Below are 23,764 nucleotides of genomic sequence, written 5' to 3'. Positions count from 1 at the left end.
ATAAAACCATGCAACTTACCACAAGAGAATTGGTTGAAAAATTTGGCTCTCATCGCTTGATTGTGCTTGATGATGACATTTTGGCAGATTTTGATGATGATACTGTGCTTTTATTATCCGCCCAAAAACCAACCAAAAAATCCATTTTGCCAGAAATTGCCAAATACGCCAATTTTTTAAAAAATGATGTTGTCGATGATAATAAAAATATTGACGAGAAAAGTAAACGCATCATGGCAATGCTAAATGCTGATGATAAACGCATTAAGGCAGGTTTATAAAAACCATTGTAAAACATATAATCTTTTTTACTTCAAAATATAAATATAGAATTGATGTGAATTGAGCTAATTTTTTATATTTTGGATTGAATTGAGTATAAAATTTAACACTAAACATTAAGAGAAAATCATGACCGAACCAACCACCAAACGCATTTTGACAGGCATTACCACCACAGGCATTCCCCATTTGGGCAACTATGTTGGGGCGATTCGTCCTGCCATTCAAGCGGTACAAGATTCCGATGATGACGCTTTTTTCTTTTTGGCGGATTATCACGGGATTATCAAATGTTTTGACCCTGATGAGATTCATCGCTCCACCCGTGCCATTGCCGCCACTTGGATTGCCTGCGGTCTTGACCCCGAAAAAGTTACCTTTTATCGCCAGTCGGACATTCCCGAGATTCCCGAGCTTGCGTGGATATTAAACTGCTCTTGTGCTAAGGGTCTCATGAACCGAGCCCACGCCTACAAAGCGAGCGTGGACATAAACCTTGCCAAAGAAGACACGGACGCTGATTTTGGGATTAGCATGGGGTTGTTTAGCTATCCTGTGCTGATGAGTGCGGACATTTTGATGTTTAACGCCACGCACGTCCCTGTCGGCAAAGACCAAATTCAACACATTGAAATGGCACGAGACATTGCAGGGACGTTTAATTTTAAATACAAAGAGCTGTTCACGCTCCCCACTGCCGTAACGGACGAAAACACGCCCCTACTGACAGGACTTGATGGTCGCAAAATGAGCAAATCCTATGGCAACACCATTCCGCTCTTTGGGGACAGCAACCCCACCATTGACCCACAAAAGGCGTTAAAAAAAGCAATCGGGCAAATCGTAACCAACTCCCAAGCTCCCGAAGAACCCAAAAATCCTGATGAGTGTAATATTTTTGAGATTTATAAAGCCTTTGCCACGCCTGATGAGATAAATGCCCTTGCCGAGCATTATAGACGTGGTATCGGTTGGGGCGAAGCTAAGGAGATTTTGTTTAATAAGATTGACGGTGAGATTGCTCCCATGCGTGAAAAATACGCTCATCTTATGGCAAACCCTAAGGAGCTTGAAGAGATTTTGCAAATGGGGGCGGTTAAGGCTCGCCGTGTCGCCCAAAAACAACTGGATAAAACCAGACGTGCGATTGGGATTAAACCGCTTGCGAAGTTGAAATAAGGAGAAGTCATGCGAATTTCTTTTGAAGAATTTTTAAAATCTGACATTCAAAAACAGGAAATTGAGCCAATTATCCCCATGGATTTGGACAGTCAAAATCCTGCGGTACATAGATTGATTAAAAATTCTGCCAGACGGGTTATTAAACAGCACCAAAAAGAAATTGAAGCATTAAAGCATAAGTGAAGTTAAAATAATGGACATATTACCCATTTTCTTAAATTCGCTCAAACCACTTTTATGGTTTTTGCCAATTTTATTTCTCATTGCCTTTTTAAAATCACCCTTTTTCAAAGGGTGGTTTGGCGAGAAACTGGTTAATATAAAATCCAATCGCACTCTACCAAAAGATATTTATCATGCCTTTCATGATGTTTTGATTGAAGATAATTTGGGTATGACGCAAATTGACCACATTTATATTTCAAAATTTGGTATTTTCGTGATTGAAACCAAAAATTACAAAGGTTGGATTTACGGCAAAGCTCACGACAAAGAATGGACAAAAAATGTTTATGGTAAAAAATACCCTTTTCAAAACCCACTTCATCAAAACTATCGCCACATCAAAGCCTTAGAAAAAGTTTTAAATGTCAGTCATGATAATTTTCATTCGGTGGTTGTTTTTGCTGGTGAGTGCGAGTTAAAAAGCCATTTCCCAGACAATGTGTGCTATCTATATGAATTTACTGATTATATTTTATCGTTTGATGAAATTGTATTTAGTGAAGATGAAATTCAATATTTAATCAATATCCTTAATTTAACAAAACTTGAAAATAACAATGACAATAAAAAATCCCACCTTAAACAATTAAGGGAAAAACACTAATGACCGACACCACCATTCGCATTTACAACACCGAAGTCCAAGCCCTGCCCGATGATTTATATATTCCGCCCCAAGCATTTGCGATATGGCTTGAACAATTTGCAGGTCCGCTTGATTTTTTGTTGTATTTGGTCAAAAAGAATAATTTTGATTTGACCGAAACCGCCATTTTGCCGATTACCGAGCAATATTTGACTTATATCAAAGAGCTTGATGATACTTATTTTGAATTGGCGGGCGATTATTTGCTGATGGCAAGTACGCTCATCGCCATAAAAAGCGAACTTTTGCTCCCCCAACCACAAATCACAGGCGAAGAGCTAAGCCCTAAAGCACGACTCATCAGACGGCTAGAAGAATATGCCCAAATCAAAGAAGCCAGTCGCCGATTAGATAGCCTAATTCGCCTAGAACGTGATGTGTTTTTGGCATTTGCCAGCCTGCCTAGTAGCGAAGCCATGAAAGCCGAACTGCCAAGCTACTCGCCCCAGATACTCATCAACAGCTTGATTAATATGCAAATCAAGCCTGATTATCAAATGCACCACATCAAGACCGACCCCGTGCCACTACCTGAGCGTATCGCCAAGATTAGCCTGATGTTAAGCCAACAAGGTTCTGGCACGTTTGCCGAGTTGCTCGATGAAACGCAGGGGCGTGTGGGCGTGGTCGTGAGTTTTGTGGCGGTGCTTGAACTTCTAAAACGGGGGCTGATTGGCTTTGCTGACGGTGATGACGCCCTGCTAAAAAGCGAGATAAATGTGGACATCGCCCAGAGTTTTCAGCTTGAAGTCATGGACGCCCCCATGTCCAAAAAAGGCAAGCAAAAAGACCCTTTATTTAACATCAATAACACCGGCTTTGACTTGTCCGAGCAGACTTTATATTGGCTTCATTAATCATTAGGCAATCGTATGCAAAACAACCAACCTTTATCCACGCTTACACCTAACAGCGATAGCGACAATATCGCTGACGACATCAAAAACACCCACGCCACTGCCACAGCGTTAAGTCGCTATATTGAAGTACTACTGCACGCCAGCGAGTCGCCTTTGACAGCAGATGATTTAAAAAAGCATTTAATGATAAGCCAAGATGAATTTGACGTGGCACTGGCGGTGCTAGAAGAGCGTTTGTCGCACAGCGTGCTGACCCTTGCCAAGACCGCCAGTGGCTATCGCTTGCAAATCAAGGACTCGTACAGTCGCATTATTCATCAGGTGTTCCCCGAACGCCAAGAGACCCTAAGCCAAGCCCTGTTAGAGACCCTAAGTGTCATCGCTTATAAACAGCCTGTAACTCGCTCGGACATTGAGCATATTCGTGGCGTGAGTGTGTCTAGCCATATCTTACGCCAACTGTTTGATAAGGGTTGGATTATGGAGAAGGGACATAAAGACGTGTTGGGTCGCCCTGCCTTATTGCACACCACAAAAGCGTTTTTGGACGCATTTGGTTTGACTGATTTAAAAGAATTACCCGAATTGCCTGATTTGGAAAATTTTAAAGTGGACGGGTAGGGCTCATATTAAAATGACTGATTTTATAATATTGGGTTGTTTATAAATTATTATCTTAATTTCTTTTAAATCATTTGATTTTAATTTCTTTTAATTTCTTTTAATTTAATTTGATATTATTAAATAGGATGTGTAGGGGCGAATTATATTCGCCCAAATATTTTATTTAAAAATACATTTTTAAAATTGCAAGTATTTAATTAATCATATTTTGATTATCAATTTACAATTAATATTAAAATTTCCCCTATTAATTTTTAAACCCCCACCCTATCTTTTTCTTTTGCGTTTTATTATCATGAATTTAATCATACGCTCGGAGCGGTGAAACCATTTTTCCATATGCACATAACTGATTGCTGACAGAAAAATAATGGTAATAGGCAGGAGCATTGACCAATAGCCATATTTGGCATATAGCCACACCGCCACAAAGCCGCCGCCAAAAAATCCCCACCATAACGCACTTTGTAGCACCACTTTGGCAAGACTGACCTTTCGCCCCACAAGCCAATGCCCCACCGTCGCCCCCAAATCGGACGTTACCCCTGTCAGATGCGTGGTACGCACCACCGCCCCGTGATAGGTTGCCACCATGGAGTTTTGTAGTCCGCACGCCATGGCGATGAGCATTTGCCCGTAGTCGTTGCCCGACAGATACAGCCACAGACTGCCACAGAGCAGGACGAATTCTAAGTACATGGCATAGCCATAATGACGCTTGATGTGTAGCTCGCTACCCCCGATAATCATGCCACTTAGCACCGAGCCAAGCCAAAACGAGCCTACCGACACGAGCAGTAGCCACAGGTTTTCCCAGTCATGATGAAAGGATGTTACCGCCAGCAGGCTGATATTGCCCGTAACGTGTGATGCCGAAACGTGGGTAAACCCCATGAGTGCGGTTGTGTTCAAAATGCCAGCACTAAATGCCAGCACCACCGCCCCACACAGTACCCAAGTGGGAAGTTGGTTTTGCATGACCGATAAATGAATGATAACAAACCAATTAGTTTACAAAACTTTGGACAAAAATAAAAGCACACAACACAAGACGTGCTTGATTGTGTGCTGTTAAAATGTTACAAAATTTTACAAACCTTGGGCGTGCCTTACTCGGTATCGTCCGCCACCAGCTCCATAAGCTCACTGCTTAGTCCGACAGTGTTAAACCCTGCGTCCACAAACAAAATCTCGCCTGTAATACCGCTCGCCCAAGGCGATAGCAAGAATAAAGCGGCGTTACCCACTTCCATTTGATTAACATTGCGTTGTAGGGGCGTTACTTTTTCGGTAACGTCCAGCATTTTACGGAATGACTTGATGCCACTGGCGGCAAGCGTGCGAATCGGACCTGCACTAATGGCATTGACACGAATGCCTTCTCTACCCAGCGAGCTTGCCAGATAACGCACCGATGATTCTAGGCTGGCTTTGGCAAGTCCCATGACGTTATAATTTGGCAATACAGAAATGCTGCCTTCATAAGTCAAAGTAAGTAGTGAACCTTGACGTTTGGCAAGGAGTGTACGACTGGCTTTGGCAAGTGCCACGAAGCTATAACTGGACACATCATGAGCAATGGCAAAGCCTTCACGAGTCGTGGCGTCCGTAAAGTCGCCATCCAACTGCTCGGCAGGGGCAAAACCAATGGCGTGTACCACACCGTTCACCCCGTCGTCCCAAATGCGAGCCACTTCATCAAAGCATTTGACAATCTCATCATCCGAGCTGACATCGCAAGGCAATACCGCCACCGCCCCAAAAGTCTCGGCCGCCATATCCACCCGTTTTTTGATTTTGTCATTGGGGTAAGTTAAAATCAGCTCTGCCCCCTCACGGTGCAAGCATTCGGCAATCGCCCACGCAATCGACAGCTTACTGGCAATACCCGTTACCACAAATCGTTGACCTTTTAATAACATCAGTCGCTCCACGCATTTAGTTAAAATTGTTAGCATTATACCACAGATTTTGGCAAATAGGGAAAATTTAGAAACGATTGTAAACTTTTAACGAAATCGCCTTTCGTTTTAATTTGGTTATTTTAAAAAGGTAAATTTAAAAAGCAAAAATTATAACCCATTAACACCGCAAAGCACACAAACCATTTGGCAAATCTGGCCTTTTTCGCTATAATATCACGTTTATTTTTATTTGATAATACCATGTGCCAACATTGCAACAGCCACGCCACTTCCGCCTTTTCTTTTGATGTAGAAGCCACCGCCCAGAACTACGCCAATATCATCTCTGCCAGTGGCGAAAACCTAAGCCGTGAAGGACTGCTTGATACGCCCATGCGTGCCGCCAAAGCCTTTCGGGACTTGACGGCAGGCTATCATCAAGACCTGCATACGGTTGCCAATGATGCCATTTTTGCCAGTGATAATGCTGATTTGGTGCTTGTGCAAAACATTGAATTTTATTCGTTATGCGAGCATCACATTTTGCCGTTTTTTGGTGTGGCACACATCGGCTATCTGCCAAATGGTAAGGTGCTTGGCTTATCCAAACTGGCTCGCATTGTTGATATGTATGCCAAACGCCTACAAATCCAAGAAAACCTAACCAAACAAGTCGCCCAAGCCATCCATGAACTCACAGACTGCCGTGGTGTGGCGGTCGTCATGGACGCAAGCCATATGTGCATGATGATGCGTGGCGTGGGCAAACAACAGTCCACCACCCGCACCACCTGTATGCTTGGGGTGTATGAGACGGACAATCAAGCCCGAAATGAATTTTTGAGTGCCATTCCTAAGCGTGTGCCGGCGTTTGGCTGATGTTATTCACTTTTATAAACAGGCATGGCAAAAAGCCCTTAATCAAAGTTAAGGGCTTTTTATTTGGGTTAAATGATGGGGTAAATGATTGGATTAACCCAAAAAGGCGTTATACATCCAAATTTCTTTTTCTTGGGCTTGGACGTAGCCTGTTACGATGTCGGACGTGCCTTGGTCGGATGCTTCTTCGGCAAGCTCAGCAACGGCTCGTTGCTCTTCGATAAGAGTTTGCAAGCCCTTAACCACGCCTTCTACACAGCCACGACCATCAAACACGCCTTTGTTTTCTTTGATGCTAGAACGCTCGGCAAAATCGCTATATGCGTGTAATGGCGTGCCACCTAGGGTTAGAATGCGTTCAGCGATTTCGTCAATTTGTAGTTGTAGCTCGGTGTACAGCTCTTCAAATTTTGGGTGCAGGGTAAAAAAATGCTCGCCTTTGACGTTCCAGTGATAGCCGCGTACGTTGATATAAAACAGATGGTAGCTAGACAGTAGGGCGTTTAGGGCTTTGATGACGGGGGTAAGTTCTGCTTTTTCAAGACCGATTTGATTGGTACTCATAAATTTTCTCTCCTACTGGGTTGTAAAAATGATAGCCTGTGCTAACAAATACCATAATAACAAAAAGGGCTTAAAATGTTAAGCAAATAATCATTATTTTTATAATTTGAATTTTAAATGAAAAATAAATTTTTTTAAATAAAATTAATTATTAATTGTAGTTGCATGATGTAAGTATTAAAGTATGACTGGTCATCTGCAATGATGCGATTTTGCAACCATGCTTGTTTGGCGGTGTGTTTTGAAGGTTGGAGCGTTGTGTTAAAAAAATTTGGAGAGTGCATTTGCATTCCCCAAATTTACCTTTATCGGATTAAATGATCTGATATTGGATTTGATTTTCATTAAGTCCCGCGCCAAGGTTGGCAAAGACAATGGCATTGACCACACCAGTACCGTCCGCATCATAGCTCAAATCGCCTGTCGTGCTGTTGTATTTGATAAAGTCGCCCACGCTCGTTTGACCTGCCAAAGCGGTGAAAATGGCGTCATCAAGGACGATTTTGTCATTGGCGACATCAAAGTCGGTGATGGTGTCTACCGAGCCATCAAGTAGGGTGCTAAATCTAAAATAATCCGCCCCATCGCCACCTGTCAAGGTGTCACTGCCTCGTCCGCCGTCTAGGGTGTCATCGCCTGCACCGCCAATCAGCGTGTTGTTACCGCTGTTGCCAATCAGGGTATTATTTTCGCTGTTGCCTATGGCATTGATGTTGTCTGCGCCAAGCAGAGTTAGGTGTTCTAAATTATCAACTAAGCTATAATTGATATAACTGTACACTGTATCTGTGCCTTCGTCTGCAAGCTCGGTAATGCTATCGCCTGTATTATCAATGACATAGCTGTCATCGCCTTGACCGCCAATCAGCGTGTCCGCCCCTTGACCGCCATCTAGATAATCATCGCCAAGTCCGCCATAAATGATATCATCGCCGTCATTGCCAAAGATGTTGTTATTTGCATTGTTGCCTGTTAAGACATCGGCAAAGTTTGAACCTTTTAGGTTTTCAATTTGCGTGCCATAACCAATAAAGCCTTGCCCTTTGACATACTCGGTATGTGTATGTTTACCTGCATTACCAGACAAGGTGTAGCCTGATAGGTCTTGGTTGGCAAAGAAAGCGTTGTTGCCTTCAATGGTAGTTTTTTCTTTGATGACAAAGGTGTCCGATTTTTGGCTGGTGTGATAAATCCACGAACCAGGGGTCAAATTGACCGTAACGCCTTCTTGTTCATAGGATGCGTCAAAGGTATCCACACCACCTGCATCTGCGATATAAATGGTGCCGTCTTGGACAAGGGAGGCATAATTGCCAAAACCATAAACATCATCGCCTGCATTGACCGTTTTGGCGACACCAAAACGATAGTGCATATACATCACATCATATAGGCTTAGGTCTCTAAATCCTGAGTTCCAATGGTAATCTGGGCTGTACGACATGATTGAAAATTCGGAAGTGTAATCTTCGGGCGTGGCAAAGCCATAATTGCTATAAACGCCATCGGTATGCTTGCCTGCAAAGGTATGGAACAGCTCGTGCAAGGCAAGGTAGTGGTGGTAGTTGCCAGGGTTTGGGTTGTCAGTAAAGTTGGCGGTGTCAAAGACCACATTACCGCCAGCAAAGGCAAACGCCCCGCTTGATGCCATTCCGCCAATGGTATCGCCATAGATAAAGTTAATCCCGCCATTACCGACTTCTTGATAACTGCCAACTTCTTCAAATTCCACATTGGCAACATCAGAAAACTTAGTTAGGCTATTTCTAATAAAGGTTTTAAGATTGTCCGAAAAATCTCGGGTTGAGCCTTGTCCTACCGAGCCACGCCCTGCATATTGCCAATCGGGGCTGGTGGTTTCTTCTTGTGTGGCAAAATAGTATTTGATTTTGGCAGGCGTGCCATTGTCGGTAAAGCCACCAAACGGTGTGTGCATGGTGTGCAAAAATCCGCCACGGTAGTTGGACGCTACCGAGTCAATCATATAGGCAAAATTGTAATCATCATCGGTGTGCTTCATTTTGCGGTCGGCAGGATTGGTGTGCGTGTGTTTGCTGACAAACTCACCTGTGGCTTGCCCTGCGTTGTGATAAATCGCCACATCGCTGACGCTAATGTCGTTGCCTTCTAAGTCTTTGGTGGCAAGCGTGGCGGTAATGTTGCCTGTGTGCTTGACAAGGGTTTCGCTGTCCACATTGATCACAAAGGCATTGCCGTCTTGGACTTTGGTGGTGTAGTTTTGACCGCCAATGGCAACGCTAATGTCATCGCCCACCTGTGCCGAACCTGCCACCACCCCTGTAATGGCGGTGGTTTTGGCGGGCGTGCTTAGGGTGGTTACGCCATCTTGGGCTTTGGTGTTGTCCTGCCATTCTACGCTGATTTTGCCAAGTTCGCTTTGGGCAACGCCATCTCTTGCCCCGACTTGGCGGACGGTCTTGCTATCGCCTGTCCCTGCCAGATAGTACAATCTGCCAGAAGTGATAAATTCATAGCTGATGGCTTGACCTTGTAGGGCTTCGGCTTCGCTTTTTGATAAGTCAATGTGGAACGACATATCATCACGGTTAAAGCCTGCGTTAAACGACTTATCGCCAATTTTGACCACAATCGCTTCTAGGCTGTCGCTGTTGTAGCCTTGGGCAAAAATGCTGTCGTTTAGGGCAAGTTTGCCACTTAGGCGTACTGAGCCAAAACCGTCCGCCACGCCATTATCGTTGGTATTATCGCCAATGGCGGTAATTTTAATGCTGGCTGAGACATCATTTGTTACATCATAATTGTGGGTATTGGACGCCAAAAATTCCCCATTTTCAAGCACTTGGGCAGATAAGGTGTAGTTTTGGTGTTTGGCAAGCAGTTGCCCGTCAATCGGTGTTTTAAAGGTCAAATCCGTGCCAACGGTGGCGGTAAAGGTTTGTTCGCCCACTTTGATTTCTACCGTTTGTCCTGCCTTAGCGTCCGCCCCCGTTACCTTGCCTGAGACATCAATGGGCGTGGATTGTTCGCTGACATTGATAAGGTTGTCGGTGGTAATTGGGTCAAGCTCTATCTTAATATCTTTGGCAGTAACATTATAAATTAGGCTGTCGTCATCAAAGCCTGTATTGCCAAGCTCATCTTGTGTGGTTAAAGTGGCGTTGATAGCTGTATTTGCCAAAATGACCGCTTTTGGCACGGCTTGGCTAAACTGCCCATCCACCACATTAAGGCTATAAGTCTCGTTGCCAATGTTTAGCGTCACTTTATCACTTGCCACAAATTCGCCTGTTACCGTGCCTGTGATGGTAAAGGTATCATTAATTTCATCAGGTGTGATGGCATTGTCGTCTGTAATGGCGTTTAGTTTGACTTCCACGCTTGGGGCATTGACATCTACCTTATAAGTGGCAGGCGTGTTTGCTTGGGCTTGGTTGCCTGTGTGGTCTCTGGCGGAGAGTTTGGCGGTTAGGTTACCATTTGCGTCAATTAAAGTTTGTGTTGGCACATCAAGTGTCCAAGTGCCAATGGTTTTTTGCCCATTGCCAGAGCTGGTGACGGTTTTTTGGGCGGTAAAACTTTGTCCGCCAATTTCAACCGTCAAAGGAGCATTGGCAAGAGCCACATCGCCATCAAGCTCGAACGAACCTATCAAAGTGGTGCTTGGGTTGGCGGTTTGATAGGCAATGTTAATGTTGTCAAGTGGATTGACGGTAACAATCGGCTGACTAATGTGCTTATCATTGACCGTATAGCCAAGCGTGGCACGGATTGCACCGCCTGCGTTGTTGCCTGCGTTGTCGTACAAATAGGCGGAGACGTCGGCAACTTTGTCGGTGTCGGCAAGTAGGTCGGCAGTTTTGACATTGAGTGTAAAGGTGCCTGTTTGCCCCGTCACGGTGGTCGCATAAGGCTTGCCGTTAACCGTAACGGTAATTTCCACCGCATTTTCAATGCCTTGGGCGGTCAGCGTATTTCTAATGGAATTAAAAGTGCCTGTAATGGTGGTAGTGTCGTGCCAAGTGTCGTTTTGGTCAATGACATTGTCGTCAGAAACGGCGGTCGGCACAAGGGCGGGATTGCCCCATTTTGGCGAGAAAGCGGCCGCCTTATAGCTTTGGCTGTGGTCGTAACTTTGCCCGCCTGTGGTCAAAATCGCCCTGACGGTGTCATAAGAGCGGTGAAGCTCCGCCCCGCTAATGCGATAAGTATAAACGCCATCGGCCCCAAGCTCGGCATCTACGGTTTTGGCAAGCACGCTCGCTTTATAAAATTCCAATTTGACCGTAGAAGTTGCCACTTCCGCCCGTTCAATCTTACCTGTAATGGCAATGTTGAGATTGGCACTGCCATAATTAAACTCAGCAGCATTGACAATGTTGTCGCCTGCAATCGGATTTAGGGTAATGCTTGGGGTGGCAGGCTTTTCAACCGTATAAGTTTGGTTGGTGCTGTCCTCGCCTTGGTTGCCTGCTTTGTCGGTGCTTTTGATGGTGGCGCTGACGCTGTCGTATTTGGTCAGCTCATCGGTGGCAATGTCAGCACTGAATGTACCATCGTCATTGAGACGGGCTTCTACGGTTTTTTGGTTGTTGCTTGTGCAGGTAGAACATAGGCAAATCAGCACAAACTCGTTGGTATCGGTTTTGACAAAATTGCCAATATTGCCCGTAATGGTGGTCGTGGGTTTGGCACTCTCAGTCAAATCAATGCGGTTGTCGCCTGTAATTGGATTTAGGGTGATTTTGGGTGTGGGGGCAATGGTATCCACTTCATAACTGTGGGTTTTATCGCCTTTGGCGGTATTGCCTGCGGTGTCAGTGGTGATGATGGTTGCCGAAATTTGCGTGTGATTTTTTAGGGTAGAACCTGCCACGGTTAGGCTAAATTTGCCTCCTTGTACTGGCACATCTTGCGACACCCCACCAATGATGACTTTGACAAGGTCGCCATCTTTGGCGTTTTCTACCGTGCCTGAAACCACCAAATTTTGCTCACTTTCGGCAAGGTTGATGATGTTGTCGCTGGCAAGGTTGTCAAAGGTAATTATAGGTGTGTCAATCTTTGTATCCACATTATAACCGCCTGTGGCGTTGGTGCTAACGCTCGCCCCTGTGTGGTCTTTGGCAGTCAAAATGGCAGTCAAGGTCTGGCTACCTTCGGCAAAGGCTAAGGTTTCGCCCGAGACATCAAGCGTCCAAATGTTGCCTGTTAAAGTCGCAGGGTGGTCTTGCCCATTGATTTTTATAATGACCTTTTGCTCTGTGGTGGTCGGGTCAAAATTTACCGTGCCTGTTAAAGTGAAGCTCAAAGACTTATCAGCAATGTTAATCATACCATCATCAATGGCGTTGATGGTAATTGCAAGCGGAATGGTGGGCTCAGGCGTTGGCTCAGGCGTTGGCTCAGGCGTTGGCTCAGGCGTTGGCTCAGGCGTTGGCTCAGGCGTTGGCTCAGGCGTTGGCTCAGGCGTTGGCTCAGGCGTTGGCTCAGGCGTTGGCTCAGGCGTTGGAACGAAATGATTATCATCTATATTTTTAATAGGCTGGTTATTTGTGCTTTTGTTGTGGTGTAAAATGGCTGCTCCAAGTCCTGTGGCAAAAAGCCTAGCCAGCCAAGACGAGTGCAAAGCACCGCCTGCCGTCGTATTTGCTGTGGCAAGACTGGCATTTAAATCACTTAAGGCGGTGGGGTCGGTGATGGGCAAAGCGTCTTGAAAATTTTCAAGACGCAAAGATGCATTAACATCCTCGGGCAAGTACACATAAATGTCATCGCCTACCACTTCCATCACAGGATTGTGCAAAACCTCGCCTTCTTCATTGATGATTTGATAAACAGTATTTTTCTTAGCTTTAAGTTTTAGGGGTTTTTTGCTATTTAAAGCATGAGTTTCGGTTGTTTGGTCTTGGATGACAATAAGCTGGTATTTGCTTGTTTTCATGGCGGTTGATCTATTAATTTGAAATACTTTATTATAGCACAATTTTTAAAATAGATTAACCATTTGCTGCAAACCTTCAAGCCAATCGAACTGCGTTGGTTTGAAAATACGTAAATTTTGCTTAATTTATCGCCTAAACTTTGCTATAATAAAAGATTTAAATTTAACAGAGAGATAACTCATGGGCTTTAATTGTGGTATCGTGGGCTTGCCTAACGTGGGCAAATCCACCTTGTTTAACGCACTCACCAAGGCAGGCATCGCCGCCGAAAACTTCCCCTTTTGTACCAAAGACCCAAACACAGGCATTGTGCCTGTGCCAGACCCACGCCTAAAACAGCTTGCCGAAATCGTAAAGCCCGAGCGAGTAATTCCCACCAGTATGGAATTTGTGGACATTGCAGGGCTTGTGGCGGGGGCAAGCAAGGGCGAGGGTATGGGCAACCAGTTTCTTGCCAACATTCGCGAAACAGACGCCATCGCCCATGTCGTGCGGTGCTTTGATGATGATAATGTCATTCATGTGGACGGACGGGTAAACCCCCTATCGGACATTGAAACCATTAACACCGAGCTTGCTCTTGCTGACCTTGAAGCCGTAACCCGTGCCATCACCAACGCCTCCAAAAAAGCCAAAGGGGGCGACAAAGAAGCCCGTGCAATGCTTGATGTGTTCCAAAAAATTGAGCCGTTTTTGGCAGATGGCAAACCTGCTAGAATGGCAAATCTAGACGATGATGAGAGAAAACTCATCAGATCGTACGGGCTAATTACCTTAAAGCCTGTGATGTACATTGCCAATGTGAGTGAAGACGGCTTTGAAAATAATCCGCATTTGGATGCGGTGCGTGAATTTGCCAAAAATGACAATGCCATTGTCGTGCCACTTTGCAACCAACTAGAATCAGAAATCGCCCAGCTTGACGAAGACGAAAAGGCGGAATTTTTGGAAAGTTTGGGAATGGCGGAAGCAGGGCTTGACCGTGTCATTCGGGCAGGCTATGAGCTTCTAAAAATGCAAACCTACTTTACCGCAGGGGTCAAAGAAGTGCGGGCGTGGACGGTGCCTGTCGGGGCGACCGCACCACAGGCGGCAGGGGTCATTCATACCGATTTTGAGCGGGGCTTTATCCGTGCCGAAGTGATTGCCTTTGATGATTTTATTGAATATCAAGGCGAAAAAGGGGCAAGCTCGGCAGGCAAATCTCGCCTAGAAGGCAAAACCTATGTGGTGCAAGACGGCGATGTGATGCATTTCCGTTTCAATGTATAAGTCTATAAGTAGGTTTAATGTCTAAATAGGTTAAGGTCATTAAAATGCCGAACTTTGCCAACCTTGATGTCAGCTTAATTGTTTTATTTATTTTGCTGGGCTTGGGCGTGTTTAGCCAAAATAATACGATAGTTTTGGCGACCGCTCTCTTAATCATCATCAAAGTCAGCCCTTTTGGTGCTGTGCTGTTGCCCTATGTAGACAAATACGGGCTAAGTTTGGGCATTTTGATTTTGACCATTGGCGTGCTTACCCCGATTGCCAGTGGCAAATTAAGCAGTGAGATGATTTTGCAATCTTTTGTCAGTCCAAAATCGCTCATTGCCATTTTGGTTGGACTCTTGGTTGCTTATCTAGGCGGACGGGGTGTCAAGCTGATGATAAGCGAACCGCAAGTGATTGCAGGGCTACTCATTGGCACGGTGCTTGGCGTGGCTTTTTTGCGTGGCGTGCCTGTCGGTCCGCTGATTGCGGCAGGGATTTTATCGCTGTTTTATTGGCAGAAATAAAAGCATATACACACCATCAATTTAAAACAAGGAGAAATTATGATAATAGAATTGGCATTATTACCCCCTGCGATTGCCGAGCAAGTCAAACAACAGGTTGAATATGGCAAAGAAGTTCAATTTGCTGAAAATGGAAAGGTACTCACAAAAACTATTAAAGAACCAAGCACTTTTTACGATGTGATTATGAATTATCATAATCCAGATGTGGGCGATATTGAGTTACCAGAGTTTAAGCGTTCTTAATTGTAATCGTAAGGTATGTATTACACACCATTTAAATAATAAGCCAAAAAAAACGGTGCGTAATACGCACCTTACACCAATCAATAAATTCATATTGAGTTTAAATGAATAAGGTGGTTTTTATGAAAATAGCCTTACCCTTAATCGCCCTATTATTACTCACTGCTTGCCCCAATCATCAAGAGCCAGCAAACCCCATTCAATCTGACAATACGCAGTCCAAACAAAATACCGCCCCTTTAATAGAAGTTACACCCCAAGACAATAAAAAAATCCAACAAGAAACCAATAAGCCAAAAAAACAATGACAAGTGATATTTTTGATAATGGGTTTACCATTGATGATCATCCTTTATTGATTGAAAAAATCTCCGAGCAAGAATTTACCAAAGTATTGGACAACTCCTTAAAAATAGAAAATTCAACAGTCATCTCAGGGTTTGATAATATTAAGAATGCTAAATTAGCATTGGAAGGCGCAATAGAAGTTAATGAAAATAACCTAATTACCAAAATTCACGCAAAAAATGGCAATACCGTTAACCTGTTAGCAGATTTTGAATTTTACAACATAGATGAAAATACTTTATCCATTATCATGGACGATGGTTATTCTGGTATTAGTCTAAATACAGGTAAATTTATTGGTACTTATAGACTTAATTCTTTTGCTTCTCCCAATAAGCTCTATCGTTTTTCTGGTACGGCATACGAAGGCTGTGCTTATCCTTTTGTTGAAAAATATATTAACGATGAATGGATAGCCATTATTCGTTTAGATGATATTTTTAACCAAACCATTAGCAAACAGGATAATCAACTGGAGATTTGTGGTTATCAATTTGGGTTTTTTGAAAATAATCAAACCGCCTATATTAAAGTTACAAAAAATAAAGAAACCGATGACAGTGATTATTATAAAATTTATTTTAAATTTGATGAATTCACAAATTCATTTGATTTAACCACCATTCCCCAAAAGACCTTACCCTTAGAAGTGGCGATTGACTTTGATAATTATGAACAATTCACTCATTTAAATAAAAACCAAGCCAAATTCTTTGCTGGGCTTTATCCTACCGCCAAAGAGCTTGTGATTTTTGGTAAAGTGTCTTATAATCCCAACATCACAAGTTTAATAATGACATTTTCTAATACAGAAAATGAACACGAACTTATCACTCATCTTATCAATATTGATAAAAACGGCAATATCATTGATACACTTAATATTGCTTATGATGAAATTGCTGAAAGCTGGTCAAAAACCACTTCTGCATTACAAAAAGAACAAATCACAGTAACCGACTTTCACGATGGCGACCCCACCCAAGAAAATAGTTGCAAAATAGATGATAAAGGCTATTTTTATTTGGTGGACAGTAAAGACTTTACCCAAACAAATCATAGTAATGACAATTAACTCAATTTCAATCATCAACCCAACCACTCAATAGGTGCTTTATGAGGCTTTTATTCCCCCTCACTGCCTTTTTAACCTTAACCGCTTGCTCTATCAGCGTCATTCCCACCGATGTCAAAGTGGTCGGTATTTCTACCCCTGCCACCGAATTTTGTTTACAGCAAAAAGGATTTATCAATCCCACCACCGTGAACGGCAAACAAGTCAATATTTGCGAATTACCAAACGGTCAAAAAGTGGAAGTGAATGAATTTTATAAAATAAGCGGTGGTTCAGAGCAATCGCACTACACCCCCTGACCAAACAACAACCAATCAAGATAAGACTTATTCTGCACACTCTTATTTTACGGTGTTTAACAGAAAGTTTGTTATTCTTAACCCCAATCAAGTTTAATGTAGTCAGGGTTAGTAATACTTTATGGTTTATTGGGATATTTTAGTGTATCAAAGGGTTTTGAAGGGGTCTTTTGATGGAATGACAATCAACCTTAAGTTTTTCCTTAAAAAACGTGTCATTTTTAGTTCAAATACCAAAGGCGGGCACGTCCTAAGCCACATTTTCCATCTTTAATCCTTTTGGCGTAACCTTGCCCAAATGCTTAATAATGGTATCAATCGGTAAGTGATTGTTTTTTAGGCGTTTTGGGATAATTTGTGAGCCTTTTTGTCCTTGATATTCAAACATGGCAAAAATAAACTCATCGGTCTCGTCCCACGAAGTGACCGCCGTCCAAGGGATAATCGCCTGTTGCATTGGGCTAGATTTCATCGTGAAGCCTTGGGTGGTGTGTCCACGTTTTTTGCTCACAGACTGGATTTGTTCCAATTGCTCGCCCGCCATCGGCATACTCATCACCAAGCCTTGTGGTTGTACGCCCAATTTCATTTGGTTAAGCTCAGGCGGTAATTTAATCTCATTGAGCTGTTTGTCAAATTCTCGTTTGGCATACCATTGCAATCCTTTTGTACGGGCAATTAAATAGCCAATGCACAGTCCCAAAGTTAGCCAAAACAAAATCGTAGAATAGCCCGACACAAAAATAATGCCCAAAATGCTCGCCACCGCCAGCACGCCAAGCACCAGCCATTCTTTGGTGCGGACGGATTTTAGCCCAAAGGATTGACTGGATTTGTTAAATAGGGCGAGCTGGGCGGATTTAAATTCGCTCTCGGTCATATTTAGGGCGACAGGCTGTATGGTATAAGGGTAAAGGGCTTTTTGCTTGCTCATTGTGTTTCCTTAAAATAAAATAGGGTATTGTAGCACTATTATGGCAAATTTTCATTAAAAATCCTAATGGGAATTTGCCAAAAAATTTGTTATAATTGACGACATTTAACAAATTTTATACCAAAAGAACTTAAAAAATGATACAAATAAACCATTGCCCCGTAAGGACGAATTGCAATTCGTCCTTACAAAACCGTATCATATTTTGGGTTCATTAATATAGGAATGCACAATGCTAGACCCAAAACTGCTCCGCTCTGACCTTGAAAATTTGAAAGCAAAACTTGCCACTCGGGGTTATGAACTTGACATTGCTTTTTGGCAAGACCTTGAAAACAAAAGAAAATCTTTACAAGTAGAAACCGAAAACTTACAAGCCCAAAAAAACGGAGGGGCAAAAGAAATCGGCCTGTTAAAGAAAAACGGACAAAATACCGATGACTTGATGGCTCAAATGGCAAAAGTTAGCGATGAAATGAAACGCTGTGAAGATGATTTGCGTGAACTTCTTGCAACCATTGAGGCCGAGAGCCTAAAAATCCCCAATCTACCAGACGACAGCGTCCCTGTGGGCGAAGACGAAAACGACAATGTAGAAGTGCGTAGATGGGGCGTGCCACGAGCGTTTGATTTTGAGACTAAAGACCATTCGGACTTGGGCGAAGGTTTGGGGCTACTTGACTTTGAAATGGCGAGTAAACTCACAGGTTCACGGTTTAGTGTGTTAAAAGGACAACTTGCCAAATTAAACCGCGCCTTAGTGCAGTTTATGCTGGATACCCACACAGCCCGTGGCTACACCGAAATGTATGTGCCTTATATGGTAAATGCCGAGAGCCTAAAAGGCACGGGACAGCTCCCTAAATTTGAAGAAGATTTATTCCACGCTGATAATTATTATCTCATTCCAACATCAGAAGTTCCGCTAACCAACACCGTGCGTGGTGTGATTGTTGAGCCAAGCGAGTTGCCGATTAAACTTACCGCCCATACCCCGTGTTTTAGAAGTGAGGCGGGGAGTGCAGGGCGTGATACACGGGGGCTTATTCGCCAGCACCAATTTGAAAAAGTAGAAATGGTGCAAATTGTCAAAGCTGAAACTTCTATGCAGGCATTGGAAGAGATGACCGTACAGGCGGAGAGTATTTTGCAGGCGTTGGAACTTCCCTACCGTGTGCTAACGCTATGTACCAAAGATATGGGATTTAGTGCCACCAAAACTTATGACATTGAAGTCTGGCTACCCAGTCAAAATACGTATCGTGAGATTTCTAGCTGTTCAAATTGTGGCGACTTTCAGGCACGGCGTATGCTTGCTCGCACCAAAGTGGACAAAAAAACCGAGCTTGTTCATACCCTAAACGGCTCTGGCTTGGCGGTGGGGCGAACTTTGCTTGCCATTATGGAAAATTACCAAAATGCCGATGGGACAATTACTGTCCCTAAGGTATTGGTAAATTATATGGGTGGCTTGGAAGTGATTGGGTGAGATATGCCAATTCTTGAATTTGGTGGAATGATTTTTGAATGGTACGACCCAAAATATGAGCTTGTGCTAAATAAACACAAAATCACTTTTGAAGAAGTCGTGAGTGTATTTGCTGATTTTATTGTGCCATTGAATTTGAAGATATTGGTGATTACAATGAACAAAGAACAATCATCATTGCTATGAGCAACCAAGCAAGATTTTTGGCGGTGGTGTATACCGAAAGGGGCGATACTTTTAGGATTATTACCGCCTATTTCCCAAGTAACGAACAAATAAAGGGTTATCATAATGCAAGATTTTGATTTTGAACGCTACAAAAGTTTGGATATGAGTAAGGCTCGTCCCGCACGCCAAAACCCCAAAATTAAACGATTACAAGATAATCTGGGAATTGCACCACCCTAAGATGATTTAATGAGTTTGTTTGATAGCGATGTACAAGAAACGCTAAAATTACACAATTCACCACAAGACAGAATGCGATTAAATACAATGATTCGGGTGCTGTTCGCCACGACTTAATGGGGTGATTGTAAGGTAGGGTTTTATGTTTAATGATTCTTTAAGTGATAAAGAATATAATTCAAGCTTATCAAGCCATCTATCTTACGCCTGTTAGTCAAATTGCTGTACCAGAGCAATTTAGAATGGGGAATTTTGAAGTATTTTTTAAAGAAATTCCTGCGGACGATACACCAAAAAAGCAAAACATATGCCCAATCCTTTATTAAAAGGCTTAATAACTTTTAATGATGATTTAATTGCCAGAGCAACGGATATTGATGATTGGGAATTGGATTAACCATTTATAAAAAAGCAATGAGTTAAATGAAATTAAACGAACAAAAAGCCAAAAAAATTCAGTAAATTTTTAAGTCTTATTTTACGCCACCGCCCAGAAACCATTAACTTAACTTTGGACAAACAAGGCTTTGCTTATATTGATGAGTTAATCAAAAACACCAATCAAAAAACAAGTTTGGGTTTTAAATTAACTTATGAACAGCTTTATGAAGTCGTTGCCACCAATGACAAAAAACGCTTTGAAATATCCGAAGACAATACCCAAATCCGAGCGGTGCAAGGGCATTCAACGCGGGTGGTAGAACGAGATTTTGAGCCTGTTTTACCGCCCGATGTTTTATATCACGGCACGGCTCATCAATTTATACCGTCCATTTTAAAAGACGGTTTATTACCTAAGTCTCGCCAATATGTACATTTGTCAGGCGATACTAAAACCGCCAAAGCTGTTGGTAAAAGACACGGCAGGGTGCAAATTTTACAAATTGACAGCAAAAAATGCACCAAGACAGTTATGAATTTTATCAAGCTGAAAATGGTGTTTGGCTAATTAAATCCGTGCCTGTGTCATATTTGACGGTTTATGAGGGGATTATTGTTTAAACAAAAAACACGCACTTAAATAAGGGTGTGTTTTTTGTTTTTGCTGTCAAAATGGTTATTTTAAACAATTACTCACACTTCCCGTCTGTTTTATCAACCACATTTAATACGCCAATGCTTTGGCATTGATTGCCGAAAGTCTTTTTAAAAGTTTGTCCATTTTGGTGAATGGTAACGCATACAGGCTTATATACCGAACCGCATTGAATGTCGGCATATTTTTCATTATAAAGAATGTCATTAAATTGCACAGGCGTTCTTTCTGGAATTTGGCTGGTTGGGATTGGTGTGTTAGGGTTTAAGCGGTCGTCTTTAACAATATTTTGATTGCTATGACAAGCATTTAATCCAATGCCCACAATGCTTATTAATAAAAGCGTTTTTAATTTCATAATTTTACCCAATCGTGTATTTAATGGCGTGTTTAATTTTATTTAAAAACTGTTATTCACAAAACCCATCGCCAATATTCACAATATTTAACCCACTGGCATAACATTTGTTATTAAAACTTCCGTGATAATTTTTGCCATTGTGGGTATAAGTAACACAAACAGGCTTGTAAACCGCAGGGCAAATCAGTCGTTCTCTTTGCATACCATTTCTAATTTGGTCTTTTTCAAACATTTCTTTTAAAAATTCCAAATTTTTGTCTGGGGTTGGTGTTGGGACTTGAACGGTGGGAGCGGTGTGCGTGGTATTAAATGGGTCATCTTTGAAAGATTGACACGCAGTCAATGCCAAGCCCAAAAGGGCAATCGGTAATAGACGAATGATGTTCATTATTTGCTCCAAATCAAGAGCATTGTTTGATTTTAGCAAATTTTTTATAAGATAAAAAGCATTATTTTGCGCCGATAAAATTTTAGTACGAATTATTACATTATAATAATTTATCAGTAAACTTATCATTGATTGCCATTGTTTTTTGTAAATCCTATCTTTATTTATAAACAAACAATTTTTATCCATAATTTGCCAAAATATGTTAAAATACCCCCACATTCCAACGCTTTGAGACTTTATTATGACTTCTCTCCCCACCTTTAATCCCCCCCTAAATGAGCGACACAACGCCAACGCCATTCGTATCCTTGCCATGGACGCTGTCCAAAAAGCCAACTCAGGACACCCTGGGGCTCCCATGGGTATGGCGGACATTGCCGAAGTCGTGTGGCGTGAATTTTTAAATCACAACCCCAAAAACGCCAAATGGGCAAACCGAGACCGCTTTGTATTGTCAAACGGACATGGCTCTATGCTATTGTACGCCTTGCTACATTTGTCGGGCTATGATTTGACCATTGACGACATCAAAAATTTCCGCCAACTCCACGCCAAAACCGCAGGGCACCCCGAACACGGCTATGCGGACGGCATTGAGACGACCACAGGACCTTTGGGGCAGGGCATTGCCAATGCGGTGGGTTTTGCCTTGGCTGAAAAGACTTTGGCAGGACAATTTAACAAGTCCGACAACGCCATCATTGACCATTATACCTACTGCTTTTTGGGGGACGGCTGTCTTATGGAAGGCGTGTCTCACGAAGCCTGTTCGCTCGCTGGCACGTTAGGACTTGGCAAGCTCATCGCTTATTATGATGACAACGGCATTTCTATTGACGGCATCGTTACAGGCTGGTTCTCAGACGACACTGCCAAACGCTTTGAAAGCTATAACTGGCAGGTACTGCGTGTGGACGGACATGATGCCGATGCCATCCGTAAAGCGACCTTAAAAGCCAAAGCTGAAACCAACAAGCCCACGCTTATCATCTGCAAAACCGTCATTGGTCTTGGCAGTCCCAACAAACAAGGTAAAGAAGATAGCCACGGAGCTCCCTTGGGCAACGATGAAATCGCCTTGACTCGTACCGAGCTGGGTTGGGCAAACAATAACCCATTTGAAATTGCCGATGAGATTTATCAAGCGTGGAATGCGTGCGATAAAGGCGAGAAGTTGGAAGGCGACTGGAACGCCCAATTTGCTGACTATCAAGCCAAATACCCAAGTGAGGCGGACGAACTACAACGCAGACTGTCAGGCGAGTTGCCAAGCGATTTTAACGCCAAAGCGGACGAGTTTATCAAAGCCTGCCAAGCCAAAGGTGACACCATCGCCACTCGTAAGGCAAGTCAAAATACCATTGGTGCGTTTGCCCCATTATTGCCCGAGGTTTTGGGCGGTTCGGCAGACTTGGCAGGGTCAAACTTGACCTTGTGGAGCGGTGCCAAGGGTGTGCAAGACCACGCTGACGGCAACTATGTGCATTATGGTGTGCGTGAGTTTGGTATGACCGCCATTGCTAATGGGGTGGCGTTGCATGGTGGATTTATCCCTTATACTGCCACGTTTTTGATGTTTATGGAGTACGCTCGTAATGCGGTGCGTATGTCGGCACTTATGAAGCAGCGTGTCATCAACGTCTATACCCATGACAGCATTGGGCTTGGTGAGGACGGCCCGACCCATCAACCTGTAGAGCAGATTGCAAGCCTACGCCAAACGCCAAACCATTTCACTTGGAGACCGTGCGACACGGTGGAGACGGCGGTGGCATGGAAAGTTGCTCTACAAACCGCCAATGCCCCAACGTCCCTTATCCTATCTCGCCAAAACCTTGCTCATCAAAACCGCACGGACGAACAGGTTGCTTTGATTGAAAAAGGGGCGTATGTGCTTGCCAAAGAACAAGGCGACTTGCAAGCCATCATCATCGCCACAGGTTCAGAAGTGGACTTGGCAATGCAAGCTCATAAGGCTTTGAGTGAGCAGGGCGTGGGCGTGCGTGTGGTGTCCATGCCATGTGCTGAGATTTTTGTAAAGCAAGACCGTGATTATATCGAAAGCGTATTGCCTAGCGATGTGCGTGCTCGTGTGGCGGTGGAAGCAGGCATTACCGATTATTGGTATAAATTTGTCGGGCTTGACGGCAAAGTCATCGGCATGACAACCTTTGGTGAGTCCGCTCCTGCCAAAGATTTGTTTAATCATTTTGGCATTACGGTGGAAAATGTGGTGAATGCGGTTAAAGAAATGATGTAAGCATTGCTTGTTTTTAAAAATAAAAATGGTACTATCAAGAATGGTG

Annotated in this window: 25 protein-coding genes; 18 read left to right on the top strand and 7 right to left on the bottom strand. The window is 43.2% G+C overall.

Annotation, left to right across the window (positions count from 1 at the left end; all coding sequences use genetic code 11):
• Positions 1-8 precede the first annotated feature (8 nt).
• The 6 genes from B0182_RS03400 (at position 9) to scpB (ending at position 3,816) form a co-directional block, all read left to right on the top strand.
• Positions 9-281 (top strand): hypothetical protein, encoded by a 273-nt coding sequence (locus B0182_RS03400; protein WP_078273596.1) that lies wholly within the window; start codon positions 9-11, stop codon positions 279-281.
• Between the two features lie 130 nt (positions 282-411).
• The gene (gene trpS / locus B0182_RS03395) at positions 412-1,461 is read left to right on the top strand and encodes a tryptophan--tRNA ligase (protein ID WP_078273595.1); all 1,050 of its coding nucleotides are present in this window, start codon (positions 412-414) and stop codon (positions 1,459-1,461) included.
• Positions 1,462-1,470: 9 nt separating this feature from the next.
• Entirely contained in the window at positions 1,471-1,647 is a 177-nt protein-coding gene (locus B0182_RS14195; protein WP_158079611.1) for a hypothetical protein, read from the top strand.
• A 10-nt stretch (positions 1,648-1,657) separates the two neighbouring features.
• Complete coding sequence (locus tag B0182_RS03390; protein ID WP_078273594.1) at positions 1,658-2,293, top strand: nuclease-related domain-containing protein; 636 nt, start codon at positions 1,658-1,660, stop codon at positions 2,291-2,293.
• Positions 2,293-3,192, top strand: a complete 900-nt coding sequence (locus tag B0182_RS03385) for a segregation and condensation protein A (protein ID WP_078273593.1) — start codon at positions 2,293-2,295, stop codon at positions 3,190-3,192. Before B0182_RS03390 ends, B0182_RS03385 begins: the two co-directional genes overlap by 1 nt.
• Positions 3,193-3,207: 15 nt before the next feature.
• Positions 3,208-3,816, top strand: a complete 609-nt coding sequence (scpB, locus tag B0182_RS03380) for an SMC-Scp complex subunit ScpB (RefSeq protein WP_078273592.1) — start codon at positions 3,208-3,210, stop codon at positions 3,814-3,816.
• 270 nt (positions 3,817-4,086) lie between these two features.
• Here scpB and B0182_RS03375 read toward each other — a convergent pair whose 3' ends face one another.
• Positions 4,087-4,797 carry a YoaK family protein gene (locus B0182_RS03375; RefSeq protein ID WP_078273591.1) on the bottom strand — a complete coding sequence of 237 codons (711 nt, stop codon included), beginning with the start codon at positions 4,795-4,797 and terminating at the stop codon, positions 4,087-4,089.
• Positions 4,798-4,928: 131 nt separating this feature from the next.
• Positions 4,929-5,741 (bottom strand): enoyl-ACP reductase FabI, encoded by an 813-nt coding sequence (locus tag B0182_RS03370; protein ID WP_078273590.1) that lies wholly within the window; start codon positions 5,739-5,741, stop codon positions 4,929-4,931.
• 243 nt (positions 5,742-5,984) lie between these two features.
• Between B0182_RS03370 and folE the strand changes: the two genes are divergently transcribed.
• Positions 5,985-6,602 (top strand): GTP cyclohydrolase I FolE, encoded by a 618-nt coding sequence (folE, locus tag B0182_RS03365; RefSeq protein ID WP_029102465.1) that lies wholly within the window; start codon positions 5,985-5,987, stop codon positions 6,600-6,602.
• Positions 6,603-6,695: 93 nt separating this feature from the next.
• Here folE and B0182_RS03360 read toward each other — a convergent pair whose 3' ends face one another.
• Together B0182_RS03360 and B0182_RS03355 are read right to left on the bottom strand one after the other, a co-directional pair.
• The gene (locus tag B0182_RS03360) at positions 6,696-7,166 is read right to left on the bottom strand and encodes a Dps family protein (protein WP_029102466.1); all 471 of its coding nucleotides are present in this window, start codon (positions 7,164-7,166) and stop codon (positions 6,696-6,698) included.
• Between the two features lie 313 nt (positions 7,167-7,479).
• A complete protein-coding gene (locus B0182_RS03355) occupies positions 7,480-13,089 on the bottom strand; it encodes an Ig-like domain-containing protein (RefSeq protein ID WP_143821653.1) in 5,610 nt (1,869 codons plus the stop codon).
• Positions 13,090-13,270: 181 nt separating this feature from the next.
• On the opposite strand from B0182_RS03355, the gene ychF reads away from it, so the two are divergent.
• The 6 genes from ychF to B0182_RS03325 all read left to right on the top strand — a co-directional run bounded on the left by ychF (position 13,271) and on the right by B0182_RS03325 (position 16,839).
• On the top strand, positions 13,271-14,362 hold the full coding sequence (gene ychF, locus B0182_RS03350) for a redox-regulated ATPase YchF (protein WP_078273588.1): 1,092 nt from the start codon (positions 13,271-13,273) through the stop codon (positions 14,360-14,362).
• A gap of 44 nt (positions 14,363-14,406) precedes the next feature.
• A complete protein-coding gene (locus B0182_RS03345; RefSeq protein WP_078273587.1) occupies positions 14,407-14,871 on the top strand; it encodes a DUF441 domain-containing protein in 465 nt (154 codons plus the stop codon).
• A 39-nt stretch (positions 14,872-14,910) separates the two neighbouring features.
• On the top strand, positions 14,911-15,117 hold the full coding sequence (locus B0182_RS03340) for a hypothetical protein (protein WP_078273586.1): 207 nt from the start codon (positions 14,911-14,913) through the stop codon (positions 15,115-15,117).
• A 122-nt stretch (positions 15,118-15,239) separates the two neighbouring features.
• The gene (locus tag B0182_RS03335) at positions 15,240-15,425 is read left to right on the top strand and encodes a hypothetical protein (protein WP_112742486.1); all 186 of its coding nucleotides are present in this window, start codon (positions 15,240-15,242) and stop codon (positions 15,423-15,425) included.
• Complete coding sequence (locus tag B0182_RS03330) at positions 15,422-16,540, top strand: hypothetical protein (protein ID WP_078273584.1); 1,119 nt, start codon at positions 15,422-15,424, stop codon at positions 16,538-16,540. The genes B0182_RS03335 and B0182_RS03330 overlap by 4 nt, the downstream gene beginning before the upstream one ends.
• 41 nt (positions 16,541-16,581) lie before the next feature.
• Positions 16,582-16,839 (top strand): DUF333 domain-containing protein, encoded by a 258-nt coding sequence (locus tag B0182_RS03325; protein ID WP_078273583.1) that lies wholly within the window; start codon positions 16,582-16,584, stop codon positions 16,837-16,839.
• A 250-nt stretch (positions 16,840-17,089) separates the two neighbouring features.
• On the opposite strand, the gene B0182_RS03320 is transcribed toward B0182_RS03325, so the two are convergent.
• Entirely contained in the window at positions 17,090-17,773 is a 684-nt protein-coding gene (locus B0182_RS03320) for a YcxB family protein (RefSeq protein ID WP_078273582.1), read from the bottom strand.
• A gap of 232 nt (positions 17,774-18,005) precedes the next feature.
• Between B0182_RS03320 and serS the strand changes: the two genes are divergently transcribed.
• The 4 genes from serS to B0182_RS03305 all read left to right on the top strand — a co-directional run bounded on the left by serS (position 18,006) and on the right by B0182_RS03305 (position 20,619).
• The gene (serS, locus tag B0182_RS03315; protein ID WP_078273581.1) at positions 18,006-19,262 is read left to right on the top strand and encodes a serine--tRNA ligase; all 1,257 of its coding nucleotides are present in this window, start codon (positions 18,006-18,008) and stop codon (positions 19,260-19,262) included.
• Positions 19,263-19,265: 3 nt separating this feature from the next.
• Positions 19,266-19,448 carry a BrnT family toxin gene (locus B0182_RS14775; RefSeq protein ID WP_244893638.1) on the top strand — a complete coding sequence of 61 codons (183 nt, stop codon included), beginning with the start codon at positions 19,266-19,268 and terminating at the stop codon, positions 19,446-19,448.
• Positions 19,445-19,567, top strand: a complete 123-nt coding sequence (locus B0182_RS14770; RefSeq protein WP_244893637.1) for a BrnT family toxin — start codon at positions 19,445-19,447, stop codon at positions 19,565-19,567. Before B0182_RS14775 ends, B0182_RS14770 begins: the two co-directional genes overlap by 4 nt.
• 578 nt (positions 19,568-20,145) lie before the next feature.
• Positions 20,146-20,619, top strand: a complete 474-nt coding sequence (locus B0182_RS03305; protein ID WP_322873934.1) for an RNA 2'-phosphotransferase — start codon at positions 20,146-20,148, stop codon at positions 20,617-20,619.
• 121 nt (positions 20,620-20,740) lie between these two features.
• Here the strand turns inward: B0182_RS03305 and B0182_RS03300 are convergent, their stop codons facing one another.
• Positions 20,741-21,064, bottom strand: coding sequence for a hypothetical protein (locus B0182_RS03300; protein WP_078273580.1), 324 nt, complete (start codon positions 21,062-21,064; stop codon positions 20,741-20,743).
• A gap of 52 nt (positions 21,065-21,116) precedes the next feature.
• Positions 21,117-21,716 (bottom strand): hypothetical protein, encoded by a 600-nt coding sequence (locus B0182_RS03295; protein WP_143821652.1) that lies wholly within the window; start codon positions 21,714-21,716, stop codon positions 21,117-21,119.
• Here B0182_RS03295 and tkt point away from each other — a divergent pair.
• Positions 21,700-23,718: a transketolase gene (gene tkt / locus B0182_RS03290; protein WP_078273578.1), complete on the top strand. Its 2,019-nt coding sequence runs from the start codon at positions 21,700-21,702 to the stop codon at positions 23,716-23,718. The two genes, B0182_RS03295 and tkt, sit on opposite strands and share 17 nt — an antisense overlap.
• Positions 23,719-23,764: the final 46 nt, after the last annotated feature.

Source organism: Moraxella bovis, from assembly GCF_002014975.1.
GTDB lineage: Bacteria > Pseudomonadota > Gammaproteobacteria > Pseudomonadales > Moraxellaceae > Moraxella > Moraxella bovis.
Note: the sequence above shows the minus strand (reverse complement) of the source record. Positions and strands in the feature narration are given on the sequence as shown.